This is a genomic window from Pseudomonas resinovorans NBRC 106553, from assembly GCF_000412695.1.
Taxonomy (GTDB): Bacteria; Pseudomonadota; Gammaproteobacteria; order Pseudomonadales; family Pseudomonadaceae; genus Metapseudomonas; species Metapseudomonas resinovorans_A.
This window is the reverse complement of the sequence record NC_021499.1, coordinates 1,272,846-1,297,763: the sequence shown is the minus strand read 5'-3', so window position 1 is coordinate 1,297,763 and position 24,918 is coordinate 1,272,846. Positions and strand designations below refer to the sequence as shown.

Sequence of the window (24,918 nt, the reverse complement as noted above, 5' to 3'; positions counted from 1 at the left end):
AGTCGCTCACCAGGGCGTCGAGGGCGGTGGGAAACTTCGTCTTGCGGCGGCTTGCTGGGTGGTTTCCGCCGGGCCTAGAATCGCCGCCACTGGATGCTACCGCCGACAAGGATCGCCCCATGCCTGCACCCCGCGCAGCCGCTTGCACCGTTTCCGCGCCCGCGAACAAGCCGAATCATTCACAGCATGCGGGCTGAGTCGCCCCTGTCAGGTTGCCTGGATTCCGGCCGCTCGCTAGCATCGGGCTTTCCCTTTGGCGCCCCGCCGATGCCCTCACCCCGATCCGGCTCCCATCCCACCCTCGTCCAGCCCCTGGACACCCGCTACCAGGTGGAAACGCCGGAAGGCATCGACCTGATCCTGCGTCCGGCCGGCCTGCTGCCCCGCGCCCTGGCCTATGCCATCGACCTGGCTATCCGCGGCGCCATCATGCTCGTGCTGTTCATCGCCCTGGCCCTGCTCGGCCAGCTCGGCTTCGGCCTCGGGCTGATCCTGATGTTCCTGCTCAACTGGTGGTACATGGTGCTGTTCGAGGTCCTCAACCAGGGACGCTCCCCGGGCAAACAGATGATGGGGCTGCGGGTCGTCCACGACGACGGCACGCCCATCGGCTGGTCCGCCTCCCTGGTGCGCAACCTGCTGCGCTTCGTCGACCTGCTGCCCTTCGCCTACACCCTGGGCGCCCTCAGTTGCCTGCTGCACCCCAGTTTCAAGCGCCTGGGCGACATCGCCGCCGGCAGCCTGGTGGTCTACCGCGACGAGAAGCATCCGCGCCCTGAACTGCCGGCCGCCGACCCGGAACGCGCGCCCTTCGCCCTGACCCTGGCCGACCAGGGTGCCCTGCTCAGCTTCGCGGAGCGCCAGGCGAGCCTCTCCCCGGCGCGCCGCGCCGAGCTCGCGGCCATTCTCGCCGAGCCACTGGACGTACCGCCGGAGCAGGCACAGGCACGTATCAACGGCATCGCCCGGGGCCTGCTGGGGTCGACGTCGCCATGAAGCAGAACCTGTTCGAACGCCACTATCAGAAGCGCTGGAAAGCCTTCGCCGAACTGCTCGAAAGCCTCGAGCGCGGCAAGGCCGACGCCCGTGCCTGCGAATCCTTCGCCGCCGACTACCGGCAGATCTGCCAGCAGTTGGCCCTGGCCCAGGAACGCGGCTACAGCAGCCACCTGGTGGAACACCTGCAGCAGCTGGCCATGCGCGGCCACCAGCAGTTCTACCGTCATCGCAGCCACCTCGGCGCGCGCCTGTTGGGTTTCATCCTCGGCGGTTTTCCGCGCCTGGTGCGCAGCCAGTGGCGCAGCATCGCCGCCGCCAGCCTGCTGTTCTACGGCAGCCTCCTGCTGATGGGCGTCCTGGTACACCAGTGGCCGGACCTGGTCTACAGCCTGATGGACCCGGAGCAGGTGTCGTCTATGGAGTCCATGTACGACCCGGACGCCCGGCGCATCGGCCCCATGAGCGAGCGCGATGCGGGCGACGACTGGATGATGTTCGGCCACTACATCATGAACAACATCGGCATCGCCTTTCAGACCTACGCCGGCGGCTTGCTGTTCGGCGTCGGCAGCCTGTTCTTCCTGCTCTTCAACGGGCTGCACATCGGCGCGGTGGCCGGCCATCTGACGCAGATCGGCTTCGGCGAGACCTTCTGGTCCTTCGTCATCGGCCACGGCGCCTTCGAGCTCACCGCCATCGCCTTCGCCGGCGCCGCCGGGCTGCAACTGGGCTGGGCCCTGCTCGCTCCCGGCCGCCTGCCCCGTGGCGAAGCCCTGCGCCTGGCCGCCGGGCGCAGCGTGCAGCTGGTGGCCGGGGTGATCCTGCTATTGCTGATCGCCGCCTTCGTCGAGGCCTACTGGTCGTCCATCAGGCTGGTGGAACCCCAGGTGAAGTACCTGGTGGGTGGCGGCCTCTGGCTGCTGGTGGGGCTCTATTTCGGCTTGGTCGGCAGGAGATCCCATGCGCCTGACTGATGCCAGCGTCACCATCCGCCCGCGCAGCGCCTGGGAGGCCATGGACCTTGGCGTGCTGCTGGCGCGCCGACACGCCGGCCTGCTGATGGCCAGCTGGGCCCTGGTGACCGTTCCGCTGTTCGCCCTGCTCAGCCTGATCTTCTGGAGCTACCCGGGACTCGCGGTGTTCATCTTCTGGCTGCTCAAGCCGGCCTACGAACGGCTGCCGCTGTACATCCTCTCCCGCGCCCTGTTCGGCGACACGCCCACCCTCAAGGAAGCCCTGCGCGCCTACCCGCGCCTGCTCAAGCCGCAGTTGCTGGCCAGCCTCACCTGGCGCCGCCTCAGCACCACCCGCAGCTTCGACCTGCCGGTGCTGCAACTCGAAGGACTCAAGGGCCAGGCACGCAGCCAGCGCCTGGTGGTACTCGGCCAGCGCGACGCCGGCGGCGCCACCTGGCTGACGGTGATCGGCGTGCACCTGGAATCGGCGCTCTGGTTCGGCCTGATCACCCTGCTCTACCTGATGCTGCCGCAACAGGTGGCGCTGAACTGGGACTGGCAAAAGCTGCTGGAAATGGCCTCCGGCGACTGGCTCTGGCTCGAGCATCTGTCCAACAGCCTGTACGTCCTGGTGCTGATGGTCTGGGGGCCGGTGTACGTCGCCTGCGGCTTCACCCTCTACCTCAACCGCCGTACCGCCCTGGAAGGCTGGGACATCGAGTTGCAGTTCCGCCGCATGCGCCAGCGCCTGACCGGTGCGGCCTATGGCCTGCTGCTGGGCCTGGGCCTGTTGCTCACCCAGCTGCCGCAAGCCGCCATGGCGGACAGCGAACCAGCCCTGTGCCCCGCGCCCCAGGCCTACCTCGACGGCCCCGACAGCGAACGACTCACCCACCAGACCCTCACCGGCAAGGCCGCCAAAGAGGAGATCGCCGCACTCCTCGACGCCCCGCCCTTCCAGAACCGCGAAACCGTCACCCGCTGGAAGCTGGACATGGGCGACGCCGACGCGCAGGCCAAGCCCGACAACGCCCAGGGCTGGGCCGAGTTCATTCGCAACCTGTTCCGGCTGGCCGAATACGCCAAGAGCCTGGATAGCCTGGCCCTGGTCATGAAGGTGCTGCTCTGGGGCCTGCTGATCAGCCTCCTGGCCCTGCTGGTCTGGCGCTACCGCGACTGGTTCAGCGCCTTCGCCGGTCGCATCGGCCTGCCCCAGCGCCGCCCACGCGCGGCGCCCTCGGTGCTGTTCGGCCTGGAACTGGCGCCGGAAAGCCTGCCCGACGATGTCGCCGCGGAGGCCGAACGGCTCTGGGCCAGCCAGCCCCGCGAGGCCCTCGGCCTGCTCTACCGCGCCCTGCTCAGCCGCCTGCTGCACGACTTCCGCCTGCCGCTCAAGCAATCCCATACCGAGGGCGAAGTGCTGCAACTGGTACGTCACCTGGACAACATCGAGCTGGAAGACTTCAGCCAGGACCTCACCGGCCACTGGCAGAACCTCGCCTACGGCCATCGCCTGCCCAGCGCCGAACTGCGCCAGGGCCTCTGCGATGGCTGGCGCCGCCTGTTCGCCACGGGAGCCACGGCATGATCGTGCGTCCACGGGTGCTGCTCGGCGCCGGCCTGCTCCTGCTGCTGGGCCTGCTGGCCATCTACCTCGGCGGGCGCCTGCTGCCCTACCAGGACAGCGTCGAGCACGGCCCTGCACCCGAAGTGCTGGGCAATCCCTACCTGGCCGCCGAGCACTTCCTGCGCAAACGCGGCCTCGCGGTGACCCGCGCCGACGGCCTGGAGGTGCTGGACAAGCTGCCCAGCGCCGGCCACAGCCTGCTGCTGCTCGGCAGCCGCTCGCGGATGACCCCGCGCCAGGCCGATCGCCTGCTGCAATGGGCAAGCAAGGGCGGCCACCTGCTGTTCATCGCCGAACGTCTCTATGACGAAAAGGTCGGTGAGAGCGGCGACCTGCTGGCCGACCGCCTGGGCATCCAGCAGTACGAAACCAGGGACCTCGACAAGGGCAGCGACAAGGCCGCCGAGCCGGACGGCGAACAGCCGGAGGAAGCGGCCGACAGCGACCAGGCCCGCGCCGAGGAAGACCCCTTCCCCGAGCTGACCAAGCTCTACCTGGAGAACGAGCAGGCGCCGGCCTACGCCAGCTTCGACCCGGATTTCCACCTCTTCGACAGCCAGAACCGCGCCCACGCCTGGGCCAACAGTGCCAAGGCCACGCACATGCTCCAGCTGAACCATGGCGACGGTCTGGTGACCGTGCTCACCGACGGCTGGATCTGGCAGAACCGCGACATCAACGAGTACGACAACGCCTGGCTGCTCTGGTACCTCACCCAGGACAGCGACGTCACCCTGCTCTACCGCGCCGAACGCGACAGCCTGGCCAGCCTGCTCGGGGAGAACTTCGCCGAGGCGCTGGTGGCCCTGGCCCTGCTCATCGTCCTGCTGCTCTGGCACGTCGGCCAACGCCAGGGCCCGCTGCAGGCCCCGGCCAGCCGCTCGCGGCGGCAACTGGAAGAACACCTGCGCGGCAGCGCCGATTTCCTGCTGCGCCGCAGTGGCCAGGCCAGCCTGCTGCAAGGCCTGCAGCGGGACATCCAGCGCCGTGCCAGGCATCGCCATCCCGGATTCGAACGGCTCCCCGTGGCCGAGCAGTGGCAGGCGCTGGGCCGCCTGACCCGCCTGCCGCCGAGCGCCATCAGCCAGGCCATGCGGCCGCTGCCCCGGCAACGGCTCAACGCCGCCGACTTCACCCGCCAGGTCGCCCACCTGCAAACCCTCAGGAATGCCCTATGACGAGCGAACAGATTTCCGACCCGTCGCAACCCGAAGTCGCCGCCGCCGCGCCCTCGGTCGCCACCCAGCGCCAGCGCGCCAGCCAGCTGGCCCAGGCCCTGCGCCTGGAACTGCGCAAGGCGGTGGTCGGCCAGGTTGCCGTGATCGACGACGTACTCACCGCCCTTCTGGCCGGGGGCCACGTGCTGGTGGAAGGCGTTCCCGGCCTCGGCAAGACCTTGCTGGTACGTGCCCTGGCCCGCTGCTTCGGCGGTGAGTTCTCGCGCATCCAGTTCACCCCCGACCTGATGCCCAGCGACGTGACCGGCCACGCCGTGTACGACATGCAGAGCGAGCAGTTCAAGCTGCGCAAGGGCCCGGTGTTCACCAACCTGCTGCTGGCCGACGAGATCAACCGCGCCCCGGCCAAGACCCAGGCCGCCTTGCTGGAAGTGATGCAGGAGCGCCAGGTCACCCTCGAAGGCCGCGCCCTGCCGGTGCCCCAGCCCTTCCTGGTGCTGGCGACGCAGAACCCCATCGAGCAGGAAGGCACCTACCCCCTGCCGGAGGCCGAGCTGGACCGCTTCATGCTCAAGCTGCGCATGGACTATCCGGCCGCCGACGAAGAGCTCGAACTGGTGCGCCAGGTCACCCGTTCGGCCCGTGCCGACATGCTCGATGTCGCGCCCCTGCGTACCCTGATCCAGGCCCGCGACGTGCTGGCCCTGCAGAAGATCGCCAGCGAGCTGCCGGTGGACGACCAGGTACTCGACTACGCCGTGCGCCTGGCCCGTGCGACCCGCACCTGGCCGGGCCTGGCCATGGGCGCCGGGCCGCGCGCCTCCATCGCCCTGGTGCGTGGCGGCCGCGCCCGTGCCCTGCTGCGCGGCGGCGACTTCGTGCTGCCGGACGACATCAAGGGCTGCGCCCTGGCCGTCCTGCGCCACCGCGTGCGGCTGTCGCCGGAGCTGGATATCGAGGGCCTGTCGGTTGACCAGGTACTGCAACAACTCCTCGACCAGGTGCCGGCGCCGCGCCTATGAAACCGTCCCGCGCCTTGATCGCGCTGGTGGCCGGGCTCCTCGCACTCGCCCTGCTGCTGGGCGCTCTGCCCGCCCTGGGTGTCGGCCTGCCGGCTCAGCTGGGGCCGCTCTGGTGGGGGCTGCTCTGCGCCCTGGTACTGCTCGGCCTGCTCGATGCCCTGTGGTTGCGCCGCCTGCCATCGCCGCGCCTGGAGCGGCAACTGCTGGGCAACCTGGCCCTCGGTCGCTGGAGCGATGTGCGCCTGACCCTGCACCACGGCTTCGGTCGCAGCCTGGCCGTCGAGGTCTTCGACCAGGTGCCGGCGGCCATGGAGTTCGAACTCCTGCCGCAACGGGTGGAGCTGCATCCGGGCGAGATGACCGAGTTCGGCTACCGGGTACGCCCGCTCAAACGTGGTCACTTCCACTTCCCCGCATGCGAAGTGCAGCTGCCCAGCCCCCTCGGCCTGTGGCGGCACAAGCGGGTGCTGGCGCTACCCAGCGAAGCCCGTGTCTACCCGGACTTCGCGCGGCTCTACGGGGCCCAGTTGAAGGCGGTGGACGACTGGCTCAGCCAGCTCGGCGTGCGCCAACGCCCGCGCCGTGGCCTGGGCCTGGAGTTCCATCAGCTGCGGGAATTCCGTGACGGCGACACCCTGCGCCAGATCGACTGGAAGGCCACCGCACGCAAGCGCATGCCCATCGCCCGCGAGTACCAGGACGAGCGCGACCAGCAGATCGTCTTCCTCCTCGATTGCGGCCGGCGCATGCGCAGCCATGACGGCGACCTCTCGCACTTCGACCACGCCCTCAACGCCAGCCTGCTGCTGAGCTACGTGGCCCTGCGCCAGGGCGACGCGGTGGGACTCTCCACCTTCGCCGCCGAGCGCGACCGCCATGTGGCGCCGGTGAAGGGCCAGGCGCAACTCAGCGTGCTGCTCAATGGCGTCTACGACCTGGACAGCACCTTGCGCCCAGCGGACTACAACGCGGCCGCCGACAAACTGCTGGCGCGCCAGCGTCGCCGCGCCCTGGTGGTGTTGGTGAGCAACCTGCGCGACGAGGACGATGCCGAGCTGTTCAACGCCGTGAAACGCCTGGGCCGCCAGCACCGGCTGCTGGTGGTGAGCCTGCGCGAGGAGATACTCGACAACCTGCGCCATGCCCCGGTGCAGAGCTTCGATGACGCCCTGGCCTACTGCGGCACGGTGGACTACCTCAACGCCCGCGGCAGCCTCCATGAACGCCTGGCCGCCCACGGCGTACCGGTGCTCGACGCGCGCCCCAGCGAGCTGGGGCCCGAACTGGTGAGCCGTTACCTGGCGTGGAAGAAGGCGGGGGCGCTGTAGGCGGACACTCGTCGTAGGTTGTGGCTGAGCTACGCGAAGCCCAACGCTGCCACGCCTCAACCACGCGCGTTGGGTTTCGCTGCGCTCTACCCAACCTACAGTTGGCTCAGTCACAAGCCCGGATGAAATCCGGGGGCAGTGTAGGAGCGAATTCACTCGCGAAATGGCCCGGCACCGAGTGGCCGGCTATTGCCCTCACCCCAGCCCTCTCCCAGAGGGAAAGGGGGCCCAAGCACCAAAGAAAAAGGCGAAGCACATGCTTCGCCTTTCCTCGTTCCGGCCCGACTCAGTGGTGCTTGCGCGGCACCGGCTTGAGCAGTTCGGTCGGGGGCATCTCGCAGTTGATCTTGCGACCCAGCAGCTCCTCGATCGGCGGCAGGGCGAACGCGTCGTCCTCACCGGCGAAGCTGATGGAGGTGCCCGTGGCGCCGGCGCGGCCGGTACGGCCGATGCGGTGCACGTAGTCGTCCGGATCTTCCGGCAGGGTGAAGTTGATCACGTGGCTGATGCCTTCGATGTGGATGCCGCGACCGGCAACATCGGTGGCCACCAGCACGCGGATCTTGCCTTCGCGGAAGCCTTCCAGGGTCTTGATGCGCTTGTGCTGGGGCACGTCGCCGGACATCTGGGCGGCACTGATGCCGTCCTTGGTCAGGCGTTCCTCGATGCGGCGCACTTCGTCCTTGCGGTTGGCGAAGACCATCACGCGGGTCCAGTCGTTCTGGGCGATCAGGTTGTAGAGCAGCTTGTACTTGTCACTGCCGGCCACGGCATAGACGTGCTGTTCGACGGTATCGCTGGCGACGTTCTCCGGCTCGATCTCGACGATGGACGGGTCCACGGTCCACTGCTTGGCCAGGTTCATCACGTCTTCGGTGAAGGTGGCGGAGAACAGCAGGGTCTGGCGCTCGCCCTTGAAGGGGGTCTGGCGGATGATCTGGCGCACCTGCGGGATGAAGCCCATGTCGAGCATGCGGTCCGCTTCGTCGAGCACCATCACCTCGACCATGTCCAGGTGCACCTCGCCGCGCTGGTTGAAGTCCAGCAGACGGCCCGGGGTGGCCACCAGGATGTCGCAGAAGCGCGATTCCAGCTGGCGGAGCTGCTTGTCGAAGTCCATGCCGCCGACGAAGCTCATCACGCTGAGGCCGCTGTACTTGGTCAGGTCCTGGGCGTCCTTGGCGATCTGCACCACCAGCTCGCGTGTCGGCGCGATGATCAGCGCACGGGGCTCGCCCATGTAGCGCTCTTTCGGCGGAGGGGTTTGCAGCAGCTGGGTGATGGTGGAAATCAGGAAGGCCGCGGTCTTGCCGGTACCGGTCTGGGCACGGCCGATGGCGTCCTTGCCCTTGAGGGTATGGCCAAGGACCTGGGCCTGGATCGGGGTGCAGTAGGGGAAGCCCAGGTCGTGGATGGCATGCATCAACCGCGGATCGAGGTTGAAGTCGTGGAAGCGGGTCTTGCCCTCCTGGGGCTCCACGTTGAAATCTTCGAGCTTCCAGTTATCCACAGCGGCGGCCTTGGCCGGGCGCTCACGGCGCGGCTTGTCGGGCTTGGGCTTGTCGCTACGGGGTTTCTTTTCGCCACGGGGGGCACGCTCGCCAGAGCCTTCGGCCTTTTCGCCGGCTTCGCGGGGAGCTTTCTTGGGCTTGGCCGGCTGCTCTTGCTTCTCGACCGGGAGGGGGGATGACACTGTGGGGGCGGGGCCGACCTGCGGCTCTTCGCCCTTGCTGAATATTTTCTTGAGTGCCTTGAGCACGGTGGTCTCGTCGATTGATTAAGGAATGAACGGCCGCCAGTGTAAAGCAAGATGCCCGCAGGGCGAAGTGCTGTGGGCAATCAAGGACTTGACTTGAACTAGGGAAGGCTCTCCAGGAGCAGCCGGCGCACGTTGCCGCCCATGATCGAGGCGATGTCCGCCTCACTGAAACCCGCTTCCTTGAGGCCCTGGGTCAGTTGCGCCAGGCCGCTGGTGTCGAACGGCGTGTGCACCGCGCCATCGAAGTCCGAACCCAGCGCCACATGCCGTACGCCCACCTTGTCGGCGACGTAGCGGATGGCTTTGACGATGGCGGCGACCGAGGTATCGCACACCGCGGTGTCCCAGTAGCCGATGCCGATCACGCCGCCGGTGGCCGCGATGCGCTGGATATGCGCGTCGCTCAGGTTGCGGGTACCCGGGCAGGTGCCCTCGACGCCGGTGTGGGACACCAGTACCGGGCGCTCGACCATGTTCAGCACATCGTCGATCAGCGGGCGGGAGGCGTGGGCCAGGTCAACCAGCATCTTCTTCTCTTCCAGGCGCTCGATCACCCGACGGCCGAAGGGGGTCAGGCCGCCCTTTTCCAGGCCGTGGGCCGAACCGCCCACCTCGTTATCGAAGAAATGGGTCAGGCCCATGATGCGGAAGCCCGCGTCATACATGCGATCGACGTTCTCCAGCTTGCCTTCCAGCGGATGCAGGCCCTCGGTGGCGAGGATGGCGGCGACGCGGTTCGGGTCCTTTTCCCAATCGGCGAGGTACTTGGTGAAATCCTCGCGGCTGCGCACCAGGATCAGCTTGCCCTGGCTACCGGCGGCGGCCTCATCCAGCTTGTGGCCCTGGTAGAGGGCGCGCTCCAGCAGGCTGTGCCAGGTCGCACGGGGCCAGCGCTGGGCCATGACCAGCAGGGTGATGTCGTCGCTATCGGCGCCATTGCTCTCGTAGTTCAGGCCCCGTGGCGTCTTGGTGACGGTGGAGAACACCTGCAGGCCCACATGGCCTTCGAGCAGGCGCGGCAGGTCGCTGTGGCCGAAATCATGGCGCTCCAGCAGGTTGCGGTTCCACAGCAGGGCGTCGTCGTGCAGGTCGGCGACGAACAGGGTCTTGTGCAGGGTTTCCGCCTCGTCCGAGGCACGGTAGGGCGGCGGCGCGGCCACGGTGTTCATCTCACGGTCGAGGAACCCCGGCAGGTAGAAGAAAATCCCCAGGCCAACGGCCACCAGCAGTAGCAAAGCGATCAGGAGTTTGCGCATGTCCAGCTTCCAGGCTGTTTTTTAGTGAACGGACTCTAGCAAACAGACGTTTGAGGGAAGTGGAAAACCAGGGGAGATTTCTTTCGCCCCCCATGGGCGGGGAGGAATCAGCCGTTCAGGCGGTTTCGTCCATCCTGTTTGGCCTGGTACAGCGCGCCGTCGGCGCGGGCGATCAAGCCTTGCAGGCTGTCCGACTGGCGCATTTCGGCAAGGCCGATGGAGACGGTCACGCCGGGCAGCACGCCAAGCGGCGAGTAGAAGAAGGGAATCAGCTCCAGGCTCGAACGCAACCGCTCGCCGATGGCGCGAGCCTCGCCACTGTCGATTTCCGGCAGCAGGATGACGAACTCCTCGCCGCCATAACGCGCCATGCTGTCCTTGGGCCGCAACTGGTCGCGCAGGGTATGGGACACCAGGCAGAGGGCGTAGTCCCCGGCCAGGTGGCCATGGCGGTCGTTGTAGTCCTTGAAGTGGTCCACATCCAGCATGAGCAGGGACAACGGCTGCTCGTTGAAGGCGCAGCGCGTGCTTTCGCGCTGGTAGATATGTTCCAGCCAGCGGCGGTTGAACAGCCCGGTGAGGGTGTCGATCTTGGCGTTCTGCTCGGTGTCGAGAATGATCCGGTTGCCCTGGCGGACACGGTCGCAGAGCAGCTCCAGGAGGTTCTGCATCAGCTGCGGCGCCTGCTGGAACAGCTTGACCAGGGACTCCCGGTGCAGGCGCAGGACGCTGGTGGGCTCGCCGGCCACCACATAGGCCGAAGGGCAGTCGTTGTCGATGAAGCTGATCTCGCCGGCGCACTCGCCCGGCATGATGGTGCTCACCGGGCTGTTGTCCAGGGACCCGAGGTAGACCATCAACCGCCCGCTCAGCACCAGGTAGAGGTACTGGTTGCGGTTGAACGGCGAAAGCACGACTTCCCCCGCCTCCAGATCACAGGCGCGGAATTCCTTGAGCAACTGTTCGAGATTGTGCGCGGTGACATTCTGGAACAGCCGCAATCGGCTCAACAGGGCCACGTCTTCTTGCCAGTTCACATGCTTCATGCCTGCAACGGCCTCGTTTGGCAGTCGAAGCGGTGGATACCGCTAACGATCCTTGTCTCAGCTGTAAATCCGATGTGACAGTATTCCCGCACTTTTTGAATGACAATGCTCGACAAAAGCCGGGCCGACAAACGGCTGGATATCGGTAAGGAACGCGACATTTCCTGATATTCGCCACACATTCGCAACAAATTTCCGGGCGCGCAAAAATGCCCCCGGAAGGCTCGAAGCCTGGGGGCATGAAAGAGGCATGGGGCGGAAGGCCGTCCTCGGGGGGCCTTCGATTGGCAGTATAGGTGGCTTCAAGCCATCAGGCGGAACTTCACCGAATAGCCGGCCAGGCGCGCTTCCAGCTTCGCCTGCACGGCGGCGTCCAGGCCCGGAACGCGGATCTCCGCGACCTGGCCATGGCGGTCGTCGTTGACCACCTCCACCTTCACCCCCGGCGCAATGGCGCCCAGCACATCCTCCAGGACCCGGCGGGTGGCGTCGAAACGCAGGGCCGGCTTGAAGGTCTTGCCCACGGCCGTGACCGGGATGGCCTCGATTATCCAGACATCCTTGGGCACCGCCGCGCGCTCGGGCACCTGCCCTGCCGCGTGCTCCAGCAACTCGGCCTCGCTGGCGCTGGCGCCGGGCTTGAGCTGCACATAGGCCACCGGCAGTTCGCCGACCTTGTCGTCCGGCTTGCCCACGGCCGCCGCCATGGCCACGGCGGGATGCCGGTGCAGGGCCTCTTCGATCATCTGCGGGTCGATATTGTGGCCGCCACGGATGATCAGGTCCTTGCTGCGGCCGGTGAGCCAGATGTAGCCATCGGCGTCCATGCGGCCGAGGTCGCCGGTGTTGAACCAGTCGCCGTCGACCCAGATGTCCTGGTTCTTGCTCGCCTGCAGGTAGCCCTTGAACACGGTCACCCCGCGCACGCAGAGGTTACCGATCTCGTCGTCGGCGGCATCGCGCAGGTAACGTCCCTGCTCGTCCAGCACCGCCACCTTGACCTGCACATAGGGCATGCGCATGCCGACGGAGCCCGGCCGGCGTTCGCCGTGGGCGGGGTTGCCGCAACTGCCGCAGGTGGCTTCGGTCAGGCCGTAGCCCTCGATCAGCTTGAGGCCGGTCTTGGCCTCGAACTGGCGGATCAGCTCCACCGGCATGGGCGCGGCGCCGCACAGGGCATAGCGCAGGCTCGACAGGTCATGGCCCTCGCTGGGCACCTGCAGCAGACCGGCATAGATGGTCGGCACGCCGCTGAAGAAACTCACGCGGTAACGCTCGATGACCTTCCAGAAGTTCTGGATCAGTCGCGTGTTGCGATAGCCCTGGGGCGTGGCGATGAGGATCTCGGCGCCGGCGTAGAAGGGCGCGAGGCCGGTCACCATCACGCCGTTGACGTGGAAAAGCGGCAGGCCGCAGAGGGTGTTGTCGCCCTCCCCCAGGTTGATGGCGTAGGCCAGGATCATCGCCATGGCCACCTCGTTGCGGTGGCTGTGGGGCGCCAGCTTCGGCGTACCCGTGGTGCCGCCGGTATGGAAATACGACGCGACGTCGTCCGGGGCGATCACCCGGCCACTCTGCAGGTGGTCGGCGGGGAAGCGGTCGAGCAGCTCGTCGAAGTCCAGTACGCCCTCAGACAGCGCGCCGCGCTGGGCCTTGATCGCACTGCGCTGGGGCTCGGGCAGCAGGTTGGCCAGGTCCACCGTGACTATCGCCTCGAGCTCCGGCAGCTGCTCGCGCAGGCCGGCCACCTTGTCCCAGAGGTCGGTACCGGGGAACGGCGCCAGGGTCACCAGGACGTTGGAGTCCGCCGCCCGCACCAGCTCGGCGATGTGCTCGGGCTCCAGCATCGGGTTGATGGCGTTGACCACACCGGCTGCCTCGCCACCCCAGATGGTGAAGTGGGTCTGGGGCAGGTTCGGCAGCAGGAAGGACACCGCCTTGCCGGGCCGCACACCCAGGTGATGGAAGGCGTTGGCGGCCTGGGTGACGCGCGCCAGCAGCTGCGCGTAGCTCAGCTCATGGGGGGTTTCCTCGGCGTCCCCCTGGAGCAGGAAGGTCATGGCGCGCTTGTGCGGGTGGCGTTCGGCGCTCTGGCGGATCAGTTCAAAGGTGCTGTCCGGCATGCCGCGCTGTTCCAGCGAAAGGCGTTCGATTTCTTCGATATCGCGCAGGTTGGCGATGGGCGGAGCTACGTTCTGGGCCATGGTCGGTTCTTGTGCTGTCGGGTTTCGGGGTCAGCGCTGCAGGTGTTCCACCAGCCAGGTACCGATATCACGGATCTGTTGCGGCAACACCTCGTGGGCCATCGGGTAGTCGCGCCAGGCGACCGGTACTCCGGCCGCGGCCAGGCGATCGTGGGCGGCACGGCCCATCGCCGGCAGCACCACGTCGTCGAAGGTGCCATGCAAGCACAGGACCGGCAGCTGCCGTTGGCTGTCGGACAGTTGCATGTCGTCACTGAAGGTGGGGGCGTAGGTGGACAGCGCCAGCACCCCGCCCAGCTCCCCCTGCCAACGCAGGAAGGCCGCGTGCAGCACCACCGCACCGCCCTGGGAGAAGCCGGCGAGGAAGATCCGCCGTGGGTCGATGCCGCCGTCGATCTGCGCCTGCACCAGGGCCAGCACCTGCGCGGACGATTCCTCCAACTGGGCCTCGTTGATGGCGCGCTCGGGGCGCATGGCGAGGATGTCGTACCAGGAGGGCATGGCCCAGCCGCCATTGATGGTCACCGCGCGGGTCGGCGCCTGGGGCAGTACGAAGCGGGTGCTGTCGAGGACTTCCTGCAGGGCCTCGGCCACCGGCAGGAAGTCATAGCGGTCGGCGCCCAGGCCGTGGAGCCAGATGATGCAGGCGTCGGCGCCAAGTGTGGGCTCGAGGATCAGTGTGTCGCTCATGTGTGGCTCCGTTGTGGTGCATCTGCACAGTAGTGGGGCGGCGGCATCGAAGGGAGTGGTTTGATAACTGAAGAAGATGTCGCACCGCTAAAACTTTATCTATTGACCTATAGGAATCGTCCTACAGGCACCCTGCTGGTACGACCTTTGCTAACCAGCAGCAAACTGAATCGCGTCGGTCGCAAGGTAACACTTGCCCGGCGTGCAACGGGTTGGGTTGCGCCTTCGGTCGCAACCTTGCAGGCGTTTACCTGTCGCCATTCGTGGCGGAAAGGTGTGCGCAATCCGTCTCCAGCCCATTTGACCAATGGGCAAGGAAGTGTCTGGTGGCGAGCGGAGCAGCGCCAACTAGACTCCTTCCTTAGGTCTTACACCCCGGTTGACCTTTTCCAGTGCATAAAAGGTTGAACCTGCCTCACGAGGGTACGGCGGTGGGACCGAGACTCCAACACCAATAAAAGCAACTGGAGGTTTTGATGAAGATGGTGAAATCCACCCTGGCCGTGCTGACCGCGGCAACCGTTCTCGGTGTCAGCGGTTTCGCGCAGGCGGGCGCCACCCTGGACGCGGTGAAGAAGAAAGGCTTCGTGCAATGCGGCATCAGTGACGGCCTCCCGGGCTTCTCCTATGCCGACGGCAAGGGCAACTACCTGGGCATCGACGTCGATGTCTGCCGCGCAGTTGCCGCCGCCGTGTTCGGCGATGCCAGCAAGGTCAAGTTCAGCCCGCTGACCGCCAAGGAACGTTTCACCGCGCTGCAGTCCGGCGAAGTCGACGTCCTTTCGCGCAACAGCACCTGGACCAGCTCTCGTGACGCGGCCATGGGCCTGAACTTCACGGGCATCACGTACTTCGACGGCCAGGGCTTCCTGGTGAACAAGAAGCTCGGCGTTTCCAGCGCCAAGGAACTCGATGGCGCCACCGTCTGCATCCAGGCCGGCACCACCACCGAGCTGAACCTGTCCGACTACTTCCGCGCCAACAACCTGAAGTACACCCCCATCACCTACGACACCTCCGACGAGAGCGCCAAGTCGCTTGAGTCCGGTCGTTGCGACGTGCTGACCTCCGACCAGTCCCAGCTGTATGCACAGCGCATCAAGCTGGCCGCTCCGGACGAGTACGTGGTACTGCCGGAAGTGATCTCCAAGGAACCCCTCGGCCCAGCCGTGCGCCAGGGTGACGAAGAGTGGTTCGACATCGTGCGCTGGACCCTGTTCGGCATGCTCAACGCCGAAGAAATGGGCATCACCTCGAAGAACGTCGAAGAGCAGGCCAAGACCACCAAGAACCCCGACGTTGCCCGTCTGCTGGGCAAGGAAGGCGAGTTCGGCAAGGACCTGAAGCTGCCGAACGACTGGGTGGTGCAGATCGTCAAGCAGGTCGGCAACTACGGTGAAATCTTCGATCGCAACGTCGGTGCAGGCAGCGCGCTGAAGATCGAGCGTGGCCTCAACGCCCAATGGAACAAGGGTGGTCTGCAGTACGCACCGCCGGTGCGTTGACCGTCACCCGGCGACCTCATGAGGAGGTCGCCGGGCCCGAGTTCCGTAATACGCGAACCCTGGCCGCCGTCCCCCCATCCGGTCGGCCAGCGGTTCCCAGAGGGCTGTCATGCAAAAACCTGCCAACGCCCCGCGTGCCCCGAAAGGTTCGTTCTGGACCGATCCGAAGGCGCGTGCGTGGCTATTCCAGATAATCGCCGTCGTCGCCGTCATGGCGCTCGGCTGGTACCTATTCCAGAACACCCAGCACAACCTCGAGCAACGCGGCATCCTGTCCGGCTTCGACTTCCTCCAGCAGAGCGCCGGCTTCGGGATTTCCCAGCACCTGATCGACTACAACGAAAGCCACAGCTACGCCCGTGTCTTCGTTATCGGTCTGCTCAATACCCTGCTGGTCTCGGTCATCGGCATCTTCTTCGCCACCATTCTCGGCTTCATCCTCGGCGTCGCCCGACTGTCGCCGAACTGGCTGGTGCGCAAGCTGGCGACCGTCTACATCGAGACCTTCCGCAATATCCCGCCGTTGTTGCAGATCTTCTTCTGGTACTTCGCGGTGATGCTGCCCATGCCGGGGCCGCGCAACAGCCTGGCCATCGGCGAGCACCTGTTCCTCAACAACCGCGGCCTGTACATGCCCGCTCCGGTGGCCACTGATGGCTTCTGGGCCTTCGTGGTCAGCCTGCTGGTGGTCGTGGCGGCGATCATCGCCGTCGCGCGCATGGCGAAAGCCAAGCGTGAGGCCACCGGCCAGCGCTTCCCGGTACTGCTGGCGTCGCTGGCGCTGCTGGTGGTGATCCCCGGCCTGGTGTCCCTGGTGTTCGGCGCGCCCTTCGAGTGGAGCATGCCGGTACTGCAGGGCTTCAACTTCCGCGGTGGCTGGGTGGTGATCCCTGAACTGATCGCCCTGACCCTGGCGCTGACCGTGTACACAGCGGCCTTCATCGCCGAGAACGTGCGTTCGGGCATCCAGGCGGTCAGCCACGGCCAGACCGAGGCCGCACGCTCCCTGGGCCTGCCCGTCGGCAAGACCCTGCGCCTGGTGATCATCCCGCAGGCCTTGCGTGTGATCATCCCGCCGCTCACCAGCCAGTACCTGAACCTGACCAAGAACTCGTCCCTGGCGGCCGGCATCGGCTACCCGGACATGGTCTCGCTGTTCGCCGGTACGGTACTCAACCAGACCGGCCAGGCCATCGAGGTGATCGCCATCACCATGAGCGTCTACCTGGCCATCAGCATCAGCATTTCGCTGTTGATGAACTGGTACAACAAGCGCATTGCGCTAGTCGAGCGGTGAGGGCCGAGCCATGACGACACATGTATTCAAGCCCGACCAGCCGCCACCCCGGATGAGCGTCGGCCTGCTGGGTTGGCTGCGCGCCAACCTGTTCTCCAACTGGTTCAACACCCTGTTGACCCTGTTCGCCATCTACCTGGTGTGGCTGATCGTGCCACCGCTGATCAAGTGGGCCTTCCTCCAGGCCGACTGGTCCGGCACGACCCGCGCCGACTGCACCAGCGAAGGCGCCTGCTGGGTCTTCATCAAGATGCGCTTCGCCCAGTTCATGTACGGCTTCTACCCCGAGGCGCTGCGCTGGCGTGTGGACCTGGCCGTGTGGATCGCCATCATCGGTGCCGCACCGCTGTTCATCCCGCGCTTTTCGCGCAAGGCGGTCTACGGCCTGGGCTTCCTGGTGATCTACCCGCTGGTGGCCTACTGGCTGCTGCACGGTGGTTTCCTTGGCCTGAGCACCGTCTCCACCAGCCAGTGGGGCGGCCTGATGCTGACCCTGGTGATCGCGGCGGTGGGCATCGTCGGCGCGCTGCCCCTGGGCATCCTGCTGGCGCTCGGCCGGCGCTCCAACCTGCCGGCGATCAAGGTCATCTGCGTGACCTTCATCGAGTTCTGGCGCGGCGTGCCGCTGATCACCGTGCTCTTCATGTCCTCGGTGATGCTGCCGCTGTTCCTGCCCGAAGGCCTGTCCTTCGACAAGCTGCTGCGGGCGCTGATCGGCGTGATCCTGTTCCAGTCGGCCTACGTTGCCGAAGTGGTGCGCGGCGGCCTGCAGGCCATCCCCAAGGGCCAGTACGAAGCCGCGGCCGCCATGGGCCTGGGCTACTGGAGGATGATGGGCCTGGTGATCCTGCCGCAAGCCCTGAAACTGGTGATCCCGGGCATCGTCAACACCTTCATCGCGCTGTTCAAGGACACCAGCCTGGTGATCATCATCGGCCTGTTCGACCTGCTCAACAGCATCAAGCAGGCCACCACCGACCCGGCCTGGCTGGGCATGGCCACCGAAGGCTACGTCTTCGCCGCCCTGGTGTTCTGGATCTTCTGTTTCGGCATGTCCCGCTACTCCATGAGCCTGGAGCGCAAGCTGGACACCGGCCACAAGCGTTAGGAGTCATTCCATGACTGAAGCAAGCAAGAAAACCGCCGGCGAGCCGATCATCCAGCTGCAAGGCGTGAACAAGTGGTACGGCCAGTTCCACGTGCTCAAGGACATCAACCTGGATGTCCGCCAGGGCGAGCGCATCGTCCTCTGCGGCCCGTCCGGTTCCGGCAAGTCCACCACCATCCGCTGCATCAACCGCCTGGAGGAGCACCAGCAAGGCCGCATCGTCGTCGATGGCACCGAGCTGACCAACGACCTCAAGCACATCGAGGCGATTCGCAGCGAAGTGGGCATGGTGTTCCAGCACTTCAACCTGTTCCCCCACCTCACCGTGCTGCAGAACTGCACCCTGGCGCCCATGTGGGTGCGCAAGATGCCCAAGCGCCAGGCCGAGGAAATCGCCATGCATTACCTGGAGCGCGTGCGCATCCCGGAGCAGGCCCACAAGTTCCCGGGCCAGCTCTCCGGCGGCCAGCAGCAGCGCGTGGCCATCGCCCGCGCCCTGTGCATGAAGCCGAAGATCATGCTCTTCGACGAGCCCACCTCGGCGCTCGACCCGGAGATGGTGAAGGAAGTGCTCGACACCATGATCGGCCTGGCCCACGACGGCATGACCATGCTCTGCGTGACCCACGAGATGGGCTTCGCCCGCACCGTGGCCGACCGGGTGATCTTCATGGACAAGGGCGAGATCGTGGAACAGAACGAACCCCACGCCTTCTTCGACAACCCGCAGAACGAGCGGACCAAGCTGTTCCTGGGGCAGATCCTGCACTGAGGATTGGTCGCTGGATGAGAAAGGGAGCCTTTGGGCTCCCTTTTTCTTTGGTGCGGGGAAGTCCCTGTAGGAGCGAGTTCATTCGCGAAATGTTCGAGCACCGAGCCTACCGACGCATCCCTCTCCCCCGCCCCTCTCCCGGAGGGAGAGGGGTGACGCGCGCCGGCCAGTACGAAGCGGTCCTGATGCCCATGCAGGTGTAAAACGAAGCAGCGGAGATGACGCCGCGCAAACCGCCCCTTCAGGAGGCCGAGTGGAATCCTTGCGCAGGGGACGAGCGGCATGGATGCCGCGAGAGCCGCGCAGGGCCATGGATGGCCCTTCGCGGCGGGCCCCGGAGCAAGGATGGAAGGAGGGGACCCGGCGCAGCCGGGCCGGATGTCGGGGCAAGCGTTTTGCTTCCTTTGGGGCGACTGCCAAAGGGAGTCGCCCGGGAGGGCGAAACAGAAACTCGCAGCCCACTCGGCAGTGAGCTGAGCACCAGCCCCAAGCCCCCGGATTTCATCCGGGCTACGGCTATCGCGAGCAAAGCTCGCTCCTACAGGTTCCAGCGCAAACAAAAAGGCCGCGCAATCGCGCGGCCTCTTGGCAACGGTAGGACTCACTCGCCGTAGATATCGAAATCGAAGTACTTGGCCTGGATCGCCTGGTACTTGCCATTGGCACGCAGCGCCTTGATCGCGCTGTTGAACTTCTCGCGCAACTGCTCATCGCCCTTGCGCACCGCGATGCCGGCGCCTTCGCCGAAGTACTGCGGATCGTTCAGCACCGGGCCGACGAACTCGTAGCCCTTGCCGTTATCGGTCTTGAGGAAGCCCTCGTTGAGCGGGAAGGCATCGGCCAGTACCGCGTCCAGGCGACCGGACAGCATGTCCAGGTAGATCTCGTTCTGGGTGCTGTAGCGCACCACCTTCACGCCCTTGGGCTCCAGCACCTCGGTGGCGAAGCGGTCGGTGGTGGTGGAGCGCTGGGTACCGACGGTCTTGCCTACCAGGCTCTTGAACTCGGGGTCGACCACGCTGCCCTTCTTCATCACCAGGCGCGCCGGGCTGTAGTAGTACTTGCCGGTGAAGTCCACGGACTTCTTGCGCTCATCGGTAATGGTCATGGAGGACAGCACGGCGTCCACCTTCTTCACCTTGAGGGACGGGATCAGGCCGTCGAACTCCTGCTCAATCCACTGGCACTTCACCTGCATCTCCTCGCACATGGCATTGCCGATGTCGTAGTCGAAGCCGGCGATCTGGCCATCCGGGGTCTTGAAGGCGAAGGGTGGGTAGGCGGCTTCGATGCCGATGCGCAGCGGCTTGTCGGCGGCGAACACGCTGGAGGCCAGCAGACCGAGGGCAAGGCTGCCCAGCAGAACGAGTTTCTTCATGGTGCGACTCCCGCAGTACGGATAGGGGCCCGCCACAGGACTTGGCGAGCCGGTTCGAAATGGGTTTTCGGGGCAGAAGAAGACGCCGCCAGGGCTGGCAGGCTTGGAAATGCAGTGGGTAGCTGGCTGTGGATCATCATGGATGCCGCTAACTTGTACTTGTGAGTCCATACTGGACTCAAATGTACACATCGTCAACAACCCAAGAAAAAGCCCGGCAATGCCGGGCTCGTTCAATACATCAGGGGCGCCTTGTAGGGGCGAATTCATTCGCCAAGCGGGCCGAAGGTCCGCCCTTCAGACGCCCATGGGGCTGCTGCGCAGCCCTTGGCGAATGAATTCGCCCCCACAGGAAAGAGCAGTCCGCGCCGGGATCATTCCCAACGCTCGGCCGCCGCCTTGTCGCTGCAGCGCCCTTCCACCCAGCGCGGGCCCTCGGCGGTGTCTTCCTTCTTCCAGAAGGGGGCGCGGGTCTTGAGGTAATCCATTATGAAGTTGCAGGCGTCGAACGCGGCCTGGCGGTGGGCGCTGGCGGTACCGACGAAGACGATCGGCTCGCCCGGTTCGAGCCGGCCGACCCGGTGGAGGATATCCACATTGAGCAGCGGCCAGCGCTCGCGGGCCTCAAGGGCGATCTTCTCCAGCGCTTTCTCGGTCATGCCCGGATAGTGCTCGAGGAACATGCCCGCCACGTCCTGGCCGTCATTGAAATCGCGCACATAGCCGACGAAGCCGACCACCGCGCCGACGCCGACATTGGCCGCGTGCAGGGCATTGAGCTCGACACCCGGGTCGAAGGCGGTTTCCCGCACCCGAACGGCCACCTCAGCCTCCGGTAACCGTGGGGAAGAAGGCGACCTCGTCGCCATCGGCCAGCGCCTCTTCCAGGCTGCACAGCTCCTGGTTGCGGGCGCACATCAGGTTCTGCTCGGCGAGCACTTCCCACACCCCGCCACGGGCCAGCAGGTGCTGGCGCAGGCCATCCAGATTCGCCAACGCCGAATCCCAGTTGAGCTGCTCGCCTTCGATGCCGAGCGCTTCACGGTAACGGGCGAAATACTGCACGCGAATCATCATTGCTCCCCGGCCTGGTAGTGGCCGCTCTTGCCGCCCAGCTTCTCCAGCAGGCGTACGTTTTCGATGGTCATGCCGCGATCCACTGCCTTGCACATGTCGTAGAGGGTCAGGGCGGCGACGCTGGCGGCGGTCAGCGCTTCCATTTCCACCCCGGTCTGCCCGGCCAGCTTGCAGCGGGCGACGATGCGCACGCAATCGTCGCCGTCGGCTTCCAGCTCCACCTTGACGCTGGTGAGCATCAGCGGATGGCAGAGCGGGATGAGGTCGGAGGTCTTTTTCGCGGCCTGGATGCCGGCGATCCGCGCCACGGCGAAGACGTCGCCCTTGGGATGGCCGCCGGTCTGGATCATGGCGAGGGTTTCAGGGCGCATGCGCACACGGGCTTCGGCCGTGGCCTCACGGGATGTCACCGATTTGTCGGTGACATCCACCATGTTGGCGCGGCCCTGGGAATCGAGATGGGTAAGCACTGCAGGTCTCCTCGAACAGGAGACAGATTGTATACAGAAACACCCATCGGGCGGCAGCTGCCGCCCGGCGGGAGTTGCAGGTTACATGTGCGCTTCGGCGTACTCGGCCAGCACGGAGCGCGGCACACCCTGCAGGGTGATGTGCACGCCGTGGGGGAAGTCCTTGAAGCGCTCGGTGAGGTAGGTCAGGCCGGAGCTCGGCGCGGAGAGGTAGGGGGTGTCGATCTGCGCCAGGTTGCCCAGGCAGATCACCTTGGACCCGGTGCCGGCACGGGTGATGATGGTTTTCATCTGGTGCGGCGTCAGGTTCTGGCACTCGTCGATCAGGATCAGGCTCTGCTGGAAGCTGCGGCCACGGATGTAGTTCAGGGATTTGAACTGCAGCGGCACCTTGCTGAGGATGTAGTCCACGCTGCCGTGGGTGTTCTCGTCATCCATGTGCAGGGCTTCGAGGTTGTCGGTGATCGCCCCCAGCCAGGGTTCCATCTTCTCGGCCTCGGTGCCGGGCAGGAAACCGATCTCCTGGTCCAGGCCCTGCACGCTGCGGGTGGCGATGATGCGGCGATAGCGCTTGCTCACCATGGTCTGCTCGATGGCCGCCGCCAGCGCCAGGATGGTCTTCCCGGAACCCGCCGCTCCCGACAGGTTGACCAGGTGGATATCCGGGTCCAGCAGCGCGTAGAGCGCCAGCGCCTGGTACACGTCACGCGGGCGCAGGCCCCAGGCTTCCTGATGCAACAGGGGTTCCTGGTGCAGGTCGAGGATCAGCAGCTCGTCGTTCTTGATGCCCTTGATCCAGCCGACGAATCCCTGCTCATCGACGATGAACTCGTTGACGTGCACCGCCGGCAGGTTGTCGGTGAGTTGCACCCGGTGCCAGGTGCGGCCATGGTCCTGGCGGGTTTCCACCTTGCTCACGCGGTCCCAGAAGGAGCCCGACATGTCGTGGTAGCCACGGGACAGCAGGGAGACATCGTCCACCAACTGATCGGTGTGGTAGTCCTCCGAGTCGATCCCGCAGGCCCGCGCCTTCAGGCGCATGTTGATGTCCTTGGTCACCAGCACCACGGACATGCCCGGTCTGCGGCTCTTCAGCTCCACCAGCTGGTTGATGATGCGGTTGTCGTTGAGGTCTTCAGGCAGCCAGGTGATGGGGGCTGCGCGCTTGCTCATGAGGATCGAGAGGAAGCCGCAGGGGCCGCTCTTCTCGCGCTGGATGGGTACGCCGTGCTCCACTTCCTCGGGAGTGGCACCACTGAGGATCTTGTCGATGTTACGGATGGCCTGCCTGCATTCGGCCGCAACGCCTTGTTTACCGGTCTTCAGCTTGTCCAGTTCTTCCAGCACGGTCATCGGGATGGCGACGTGGTGTTCCTGGAAGTTCAACAGTGCGTTGGGATCGTGGATCAGGACGTTGGTGTCGAGCGCATACAAGGTTGGAGCGGTAGGGCGGGAGCGTCCGTGGTCATCCATACTCGGTCACCTTCTTATAGGGCCAGGCGACGGAATGCCAGGGAGGCTCTCCGCCGCGGAGAACCGCCGACCTCCCCGTTCCGGGTCATGCCAGGCGGGGAAAGCTGCCAACAAGGTGGGGGCCATTGGCCGCCACCTGTCTGCAGGGTTCGGCGGTCTGGTTTTTTAATACTCCATTCCGGATGACAGAAAAAAGAACTTTTTTGCCTGTACGAACTTTTTTTTCAGCACGACAAAAACCCCTTGGCGCGTAGGAAACAGACCGTTAAAGTCGAAAGTCCCCTCCCCCGCTTTTCACCGAATTTCCCCCTCCCCCCAGCACCCCGTTCCCACGGTCGGGTTGAAACTGCCTATCGGCGGGATAGCTGGAGCCTTCGGCAGCAAATCCCTAGAATCGCCCCATTCCCGAAGGAGACGATTCGATGCTGTTGGTGATTTCCCCCGCCAAGACCCTGGACTACGAGACCCCGCCGGTCACCCCGCGCCATACCCAGCCGGAGTTCCTCGACCATTCCCAGGAGCTGATCCAGCAACTGCGTGGATTCAGCCCCGCGCAGATCGCCGAGCTGATGCACCTGTCCGACAAGCTCGCCGGCCTGAATGTCGCGCGTTTCGGCAGCTGGCACCCAGACTTCACCCCGGACAACGCCAAGCAGGCCCTGCTGGCCTTCAAGGGCGACGTCTACACCGGCCTCAACGCCGAAGACTTCAATGACGCCGACTTCGACTTCGCGCAAGCCCACCTGCGCATGCTCTCCGGCCTCTACGGCCTGCTGCGCCCGCTGGACCTGATGCAACCCTACCGCCTGGAAATGGGCACCAGGCTGGCCAACGCGCGCGGCAAGGACCTCTACGCCTTCTGGGGCGAGCGCATCAGCGGCTGGCTGAACGAGGCCCTGGCGGCCCAGGGCGACGACATCCTGCTCAACCTCGCCTCCAACGAATACTTCAGCGCGGTCAAGCGCAAGGCCCTGAACGCCCGCATCATCGATACCGAGTTCAAGGACCTGAAGAACGGCCAGTACAAGATCATCAGCTTCTACGCCAAGAAGGCCCGTGGCCTGATGGCCCGCTACGTGATCAAGGAGCGCCTGACCGACCCGGCCGGCCTCAAGGACTTCAACTACCAGGGCTACCGCTACTCGGTGGAACACTCCAAGCCCGACAGCCTGGTATTCCTGCGGGACGAACCGCAGGAGTGACCCCACAAACCCCGCCGCCCGGCGGGGTTTTCGTTTGTGCCTCCCCCTTCCCTCTCCCCCGTAGGTTGTGGCCAAGCGCAGCGCGGCCCAACGACGGCGCTCAACCCGGGCCACGGATCGTTGGGCTTCGCTACGCTCTGCACCAACCTACGAACCCGCGCCGGCCATTCAATGGCCACCGCAAGTTCAATATCACTTCAAGATCATCTGGCCGCTACAAACTTCCATTTGATACTGGCCAACTTGCTTCCCGATAGTGGCCAAGTTGCAAAATGCAACCACCGAAAACTTGCAATTTGCATTGCCAGGAACTTTTCCAGAGCAGACCAACTCTGAGAATGCCACCGACAGCCACGCGCTGCGCAGCAATAAAACTGCAATAGTAAAATTCAGGGACGAACGGTAGGAACTATCCGAAAAGACCGACACTCATACCACCCGTGACTTAATTCTTTGCACCACTTTTTCGGTGCGCCTTTAAAACTGCCTGCTAACTATCGGCTCGCCGCCGAGGGGTAGTTTTTGTCTGGCGAAAGCCAAATGAACTGATTAAGGAGACGCGCAACAAACT

The 24,918-nt window shown here is 65.3% G+C and carries 21 protein-coding genes; 11 read left to right on the top strand and 10 right to left on the bottom strand.

What is annotated here, in order from left to right:
* The first annotated feature begins 267 nt into the window (after positions 1-267).
* From PCA10_RS06010 to PCA10_RS05985, 6 genes are read left to right on the top strand one after another with little or no spacing between them, the layout of a single operon-like run.
* The gene (locus PCA10_RS06010; protein WP_016491144.1) at positions 268-996 is read left to right on the top strand and encodes an RDD family protein; all 729 of its coding nucleotides are present in this window, start codon (positions 268-270) and stop codon (positions 994-996) included.
* Complete coding sequence (locus PCA10_RS06005) at positions 993-1,973, top strand: stage II sporulation protein M (protein ID WP_016491143.1); 981 nt, start codon at positions 993-995, stop codon at positions 1,971-1,973. The genes PCA10_RS06010 and PCA10_RS06005 overlap by 4 nt, the downstream gene beginning before the upstream one ends.
* Positions 1,960-3,543 (top strand): DUF4129 domain-containing protein, encoded by a 1,584-nt coding sequence (locus PCA10_RS06000; RefSeq protein ID WP_016491142.1) that lies wholly within the window; start codon positions 1,960-1,962, stop codon positions 3,541-3,543. The genes PCA10_RS06005 and PCA10_RS06000 overlap by 14 nt, the downstream gene beginning before the upstream one ends.
* Entirely contained in the window at positions 3,540-4,760 is a 1,221-nt protein-coding gene (locus tag PCA10_RS05995) for a DUF4350 domain-containing protein (protein WP_016491141.1), read from the top strand. Before PCA10_RS06000 ends, PCA10_RS05995 begins: the two co-directional genes overlap by 4 nt.
* Positions 4,757-5,782, top strand: a complete 1,026-nt coding sequence (locus tag PCA10_RS05990; protein ID WP_016491140.1) for an AAA family ATPase — start codon at positions 4,757-4,759, stop codon at positions 5,780-5,782. The genes PCA10_RS05995 and PCA10_RS05990 overlap by 4 nt, the downstream gene beginning before the upstream one ends.
* Positions 5,779-7,110 (top strand): DUF58 domain-containing protein, encoded by a 1,332-nt coding sequence (locus tag PCA10_RS05985; protein ID WP_016491139.1) that lies wholly within the window; start codon positions 5,779-5,781, stop codon positions 7,108-7,110. Before PCA10_RS05990 ends, PCA10_RS05985 begins: the two co-directional genes overlap by 4 nt.
* Positions 7,111-7,396: 286 nt before the next feature.
* On the opposite strand, the gene rhlB is transcribed toward PCA10_RS05985, so the two are convergent.
* The 5 genes from rhlB to PCA10_RS05960 all read right to left on the bottom strand — a co-directional run bounded on the left by rhlB (position 7,397) and on the right by PCA10_RS05960 (position 14,065).
* Positions 7,397-8,869, bottom strand: coding sequence for an ATP-dependent RNA helicase RhlB (gene rhlB, locus PCA10_RS05980; RefSeq protein ID WP_016491138.1), 1,473 nt, complete (start codon positions 8,867-8,869; stop codon positions 7,397-7,399).
* A gap of 98 nt (positions 8,870-8,967) precedes the next feature.
* Positions 8,968-10,125 (bottom strand): dipeptidase, encoded by a 1,158-nt coding sequence (locus tag PCA10_RS05975; RefSeq protein ID WP_016491137.1) that lies wholly within the window; start codon positions 10,123-10,125, stop codon positions 8,968-8,970.
* A 107-nt stretch (positions 10,126-10,232) separates the two neighbouring features.
* Complete coding sequence (locus tag PCA10_RS05970; protein ID WP_016491136.1) at positions 10,233-11,171, bottom strand: GGDEF domain-containing protein; 939 nt, start codon at positions 11,169-11,171, stop codon at positions 10,233-10,235.
* A gap of 302 nt (positions 11,172-11,473) precedes the next feature.
* Positions 11,474-13,375 (bottom strand): acyl-CoA synthetase, encoded by a 1,902-nt coding sequence (locus tag PCA10_RS05965; RefSeq protein ID WP_016491135.1) that lies wholly within the window; start codon positions 13,373-13,375, stop codon positions 11,474-11,476.
* A 30-nt stretch (positions 13,376-13,405) separates the two neighbouring features.
* On the bottom strand, positions 13,406-14,065 hold the full coding sequence (locus tag PCA10_RS05960) for an alpha/beta hydrolase (RefSeq protein WP_016491134.1): 660 nt from the start codon (positions 14,063-14,065) through the stop codon (positions 13,406-13,408).
* Positions 14,066-14,541: 476 nt separating this feature from the next.
* Between PCA10_RS05960 and PCA10_RS05955 the strand changes: the two genes are divergently transcribed.
* From PCA10_RS05955 to PCA10_RS05940, 4 genes are all read left to right on the top strand, one after another.
* Positions 14,542-15,570, top strand: a complete 1,029-nt coding sequence (locus tag PCA10_RS05955; protein WP_016491133.1) for an amino acid ABC transporter substrate-binding protein — start codon at positions 14,542-14,544, stop codon at positions 15,568-15,570.
* A 109-nt stretch (positions 15,571-15,679) separates the two neighbouring features.
* A complete protein-coding gene (locus tag PCA10_RS05950) occupies positions 15,680-16,867 on the top strand; it encodes an amino acid ABC transporter permease (protein WP_016491132.1) in 1,188 nt (395 codons plus the stop codon).
* 10 nt (positions 16,868-16,877) lie between these two features.
* Positions 16,878-17,975: an amino acid ABC transporter permease gene (locus PCA10_RS05945; RefSeq protein WP_016491131.1), complete on the top strand. Its 1,098-nt coding sequence runs from the start codon at positions 16,878-16,880 to the stop codon at positions 17,973-17,975.
* A gap of 10 nt (positions 17,976-17,985) precedes the next feature.
* Positions 17,986-18,747: an amino acid ABC transporter ATP-binding protein gene (locus tag PCA10_RS05940; protein WP_016491130.1), complete on the top strand. Its 762-nt coding sequence runs from the start codon at positions 17,986-17,988 to the stop codon at positions 18,745-18,747.
* Between the two features lie 601 nt (positions 18,748-19,348).
* On the opposite strand, the gene PCA10_RS05935 is transcribed toward PCA10_RS05940, so the two are convergent.
* The 5 genes from PCA10_RS05935 to PCA10_RS05915 form a co-directional block, all read right to left on the bottom strand.
* Positions 19,349-20,125: an ABC transporter substrate-binding protein gene (locus PCA10_RS05935; protein WP_016491128.1), complete on the bottom strand. Its 777-nt coding sequence runs from the start codon at positions 20,123-20,125 to the stop codon at positions 19,349-19,351.
* A gap of 374 nt (positions 20,126-20,499) precedes the next feature.
* Positions 20,500-20,949, bottom strand: coding sequence for a molybdopterin synthase catalytic subunit MoaE (gene moaE, locus PCA10_RS05930; protein ID WP_016491127.1), 450 nt, complete (start codon positions 20,947-20,949; stop codon positions 20,500-20,502).
* 1 nt (position 20,950) lies between these two features.
* Positions 20,951-21,199: a MoaD/ThiS family protein gene (locus PCA10_RS05925; RefSeq protein ID WP_016491126.1), complete on the bottom strand. Its 249-nt coding sequence runs from the start codon at positions 21,197-21,199 to the stop codon at positions 20,951-20,953.
* Entirely contained in the window at positions 21,199-21,672 is a 474-nt protein-coding gene (moaC, locus tag PCA10_RS05920; RefSeq protein WP_016491125.1) for a cyclic pyranopterin monophosphate synthase MoaC, read from the bottom strand. The genes PCA10_RS05925 and moaC overlap by 1 nt, the downstream gene beginning before the upstream one ends.
* 81 nt (positions 21,673-21,753) lie before the next feature.
* Positions 21,754-23,145: a PhoH family protein gene (locus tag PCA10_RS05915; protein WP_016491124.1), complete on the bottom strand. Its 1,392-nt coding sequence runs from the start codon at positions 23,143-23,145 to the stop codon at positions 21,754-21,756.
* A 422-nt stretch (positions 23,146-23,567) separates the two neighbouring features.
* Here PCA10_RS05915 and yaaA point away from each other — a divergent pair, with 422 nt between their 5' ends.
* Positions 23,568-24,347, top strand: coding sequence for a peroxide stress protein YaaA (yaaA, locus tag PCA10_RS05910; protein ID WP_016491123.1), 780 nt, complete (start codon positions 23,568-23,570; stop codon positions 24,345-24,347).
* Positions 24,348-24,918 lie beyond the last annotated feature (571 nt).